We start from the raw sequence: 3,269 nt of genomic DNA, 5'->3' as shown, positions 1-3,269 counted from the left end.
CGACCGGCCGATACGAAGGGGTTACTTTCACCATGAAAATGTGGGTCCAACTTGAAGGTCACGACGAGGACGAGGAGCATCCCGACGATGCCACCTACGAAGTACTCACGGGCGGCGTGCTAAAGGTCAGCAGCGGCAACGATATTCACCTATACAGTCCGGCGTACTGGCAAGAGGTCACGATTGATACCCGCCCCGCGGCTGGGCACGACGAACAAGCCCAACACCTCGACGAAGATCTCAAATGGCAATAATGACTCCGGGCCCGCAAATCGTCGGCAAGATGCGGGCTCTCAAGCTGTCTGCTCGTAGAGGGCCGCGAGGCGGTCCGCGAACTCCTCGATGACCACCTTGCGGCGAAGCTTCAGGCTCGGCGTGAGATCGCCGGATTCGACCGAGAGTTCCCGGTCGAGGATCGCGAATCTCTTGATCTGTTCCCAGCGATTGAGTTCCACGTTCAGCGCGTCGATGTACCCGGCGATGAGTTCGTGGGTCTGCGCGTCACGCGCTATCTCGGCGAAAGAGCTACCCGCAAGGCCCTGTTTGCCGGCCCACTCGGTGATCGCCTCGCTGTCGAGGCTGACCAGTGCCACGCAGTACGGCTTGCCCTCGCCGTAGACGAGAAGCTCGCTCGCGTACGGGCAGAGGCCCTTGAATTTCGCGTCGATCGCCGACGGCGCCACGTACTTGCCCTGCGAGGTCTTGAACATGTCCTTCTTGCGGTCGGTGATCCGCAGGAAGCCGTCGCCGTCGATTTCGCCGATATCCCCGGTGTGGAACCAACCGTCCGCGTCGAGCGCCTCGGCGGTGGCGTCGGGAAGATCGTGATAAGAGGTCATCAAACCCGGGCCCTTGAGCAGGATTTCGCCGTCGTCGGCGATCTTGGCTTCCGTGGCCGGGAACGGCAACCCGACCGTGCCGAACCGATAGGCGCCGGGGCGGTTGATGAATGACGCGGCCGCGGTCTCGGTCAGCCCGTAGCCCTCGAGCACGATGATGCCGACGGCGTCGAACCACTGGGCGACGTCGTGGTCCAGGGCGGCGGCCGCGGAGACGAAAAAGCGCAACCGTCCACCGAACCGTTCCCGGATGGTGGAGAACACCATGCGGTCGGCCATCCGGTAGGCCAACGACGACGCCAACGAAGGTTTCTTGCCGGCTTGCCGGGTTTGGGACATCTTGATGCCGACGCCGATCGCCCAGTCGAACATCTTCTTCTTGAGCCTGCCCTGCTCGGCAACCATGCCCTCGATGCGGGCGTGCGCCTTCTCGAAGATGCGGGGCGCCGCCCCCATGATGGTGGGCCGCAGGGTCGCGAGGTTGTCGACGATCCTCTCGGGACGTCCGTCGATCGCGGTCGGGAAGCCGATCTGCAGGGGCAGGGCCAGCATCACCTTGCCGAACGCGTGCGCCAGCGGCAACCACAGGAAGTTGAGGTCGTCGGGCCCCAGGATGCCGAGTGAATCGATGGCCGCGGCGGTGTAGGTCCATGCCCCGTGGGTCAGTCGCACGCCTTTCGGCCGCCCGGTGGTGCCGGAGGTGTAGATGAGGCTGGCAAGCTGGGCCGGGCCGACGGACGCGACCCGCTCCCTGATGGCATTCGGCGAGTCGGCCAGCAGCTGCTTACCCAGCTGCTCCAGCTCGGCGAGCGAGATCACCCAGTCGCCATCGCCGTTGCCGTCAATGATGACGACCTTGCCCACGTCGGGCAGGTCGGCGCGGTGCTCGAGCAGTTTGTCGACCTGGGTCTGATCTTCGGCGACCACCAGTCGGCTTCCGGAATTGGCGATGATGTAGGCGACGTCACCGGCGTTCGTCGTCGGGTACACAGTGGTGGTCGCCGCACCGGCGCACATGATGGCGAAATCGGCGAGCACCCACTCGTAGCGCGTCGACGATGCCAGCGCGACGCGATCCTCCGGAGCGATGCCCAGCGAGATCAGCCCGCCGGCAATGCGGTAGACGCGTTCGCCGACCTGTTGCCAGGTCACGCTCTCCCAGGAGTGGTCCAGCGGATACCGAAACGCCTCCGCGTTCGGGGTAGCGGCGATCCGGTTCAAGAACATGTGCGCCACCGACGGCGCGCGACTTTCGATCTTGGCGAAGTCGGGCCTCTCCAGTGAGGTGATTGCTGTTGTCATAGCCTTAATCCGTTGCTGCCGAACCAAATACCATTGGCGGTATTTCTCTCAATCCTGCTGCGGCGTCATAGGTCGGGCATAGTGACGAAAGTCACCCGGATCACCGCAATGGTCAGATCCTGCGGGCTTCCGTTGAACCCAGCCCCGCGTCGGCCGGTGACGTTGGACCCTAGAACCGGTGTTCGTCCCCCGAACATCATCTGACTGGCCGGTATCCCCGAAGGAGGCATCGCTGGTGGAATTGATGCCGCAGATTCGATCACCCAAAAACTTGCATGGCATCGCACTGGTATTCGGTCTGCTCGCGGTCGTGGTCGGCTACTGGTTTCCGGTCCGCCGCTGGTTTAGCCGGTGGGGGACGACACCCGAGGAGTTGGCGCGGGTGATGCCGGGCGATGGGCTGATCGCTAATCCGACCGACACAGCGACGCAGGCGATCACAGTGAATGCGCCCGCCGACGATATCTGGCCATGGCTGGTGCAAATTGGCTACCAACGGGGTGGGCTGTACAGCTACGACTGGCTCGACCGGCTCTTTGGCTTCCTGGATCGCCCGAGCGCGACTCGCATCCTTCCCGAGTTTCAGCAACTCGCCGTAGGGGACAAGATCTTCTTCGGACGCGAGGAGCTCACCGTGGCAGTTGTGGATCCGCCGCACGCGCTTGCGCTCAGGTACCAGGCTCGCGATATGGAATGGGTCTGGCAGTTCGGCCTTTATCCGCTCGACGGGCAACGGACGAGATTGGTTACGCGCGGCACAGAACGGCTCCGCAAGACCGCTGCCGGGTGGCTGTTCATGCGGATCATGGAGCCGGCGTCATTCGTCATGACGCGCCGCATGCTGCTCGTTCTCAAAGGGCGGGCGGAAGCGCTCCAGTCATCTGCCTACTCCGAAGGCTGAGACTCTCAGCTGGCGATCGCAACCTGAACGGACAAGCACTCACCGATGGCATACGCCACGCTCCAATCGCCGTCACGCACCGCGCGCTCAAGATCGTCGACCAAGGGGCTGTCCGCGCCCAACTCGGCCAACCATGCGGACACGGTGGCCCTGATCTCATGAGCCGCCACCCGTTCCGTATGCCCATCGTGCAGGCAATCGGTCAACTGATAGATCGCGGGGGTCGG

4 protein-coding genes are annotated in these 3,269 nt (G+C 63.6%); 2 read left to right on the top strand and 2 right to left on the bottom strand.

Annotated features, from left to right (window positions below):
- Window positions 1-254: hypothetical protein (locus A5706_RS00410; protein ID WP_231984909.1), on the top strand; the 254-nt coding region annotated here is incomplete at its 5' end.
- Between the two features lie 39 nt (window positions 255-293).
- Here the strand turns inward: A5706_RS00410 and A5706_RS00405 are convergent.
- The gene (locus A5706_RS00405; protein WP_068125963.1) at window positions 294-2,141 is read right to left on the bottom strand and encodes a long-chain fatty acid--CoA ligase; all 1,848 of its coding nucleotides are present in this window, start codon (window positions 2,139-2,141) and stop codon (window positions 294-296) included.
- 235 nt (window positions 2,142-2,376) lie between these two features.
- On the opposite strand from A5706_RS00405, the gene A5706_RS00400 reads away from it, so the two are divergent.
- Window positions 2,377-3,042: an SRPBCC family protein gene (locus A5706_RS00400; RefSeq protein ID WP_156766879.1), complete on the top strand. Its 666-nt coding sequence runs from the start codon at window positions 2,377-2,379 to the stop codon at window positions 3,040-3,042.
- 5 nt (window positions 3,043-3,047) lie between these two features.
- Here the strand turns inward: A5706_RS00400 and A5706_RS00395 are convergent.
- Window positions 3,048-3,269 (bottom strand): hypothetical protein (locus A5706_RS00395; RefSeq protein WP_068125961.1); only part of this gene is annotated, 222 nt, incomplete at its 5' end.

The organism is Mycobacterium sp. E796 (genome assembly GCF_001672815.1).
Classification (GTDB): Bacteria; Actinomycetota; Actinomycetes; order Mycobacteriales; family Mycobacteriaceae; genus Mycobacterium.
The sequence above is the reverse complement of the archived record's forward strand: the minus strand, read 5'-3'. Positions and strand labels throughout refer to the sequence as shown.

Excerpts from the sequence above, each read along its gene's own strand:
- A5706_RS00405 (WP_068125963.1), bottom strand. The coding sequence starts at position 2,141 with ATGACAACAGCAATCACCTCACTGGAGAGGCCCGACTTCGCCAAGATC.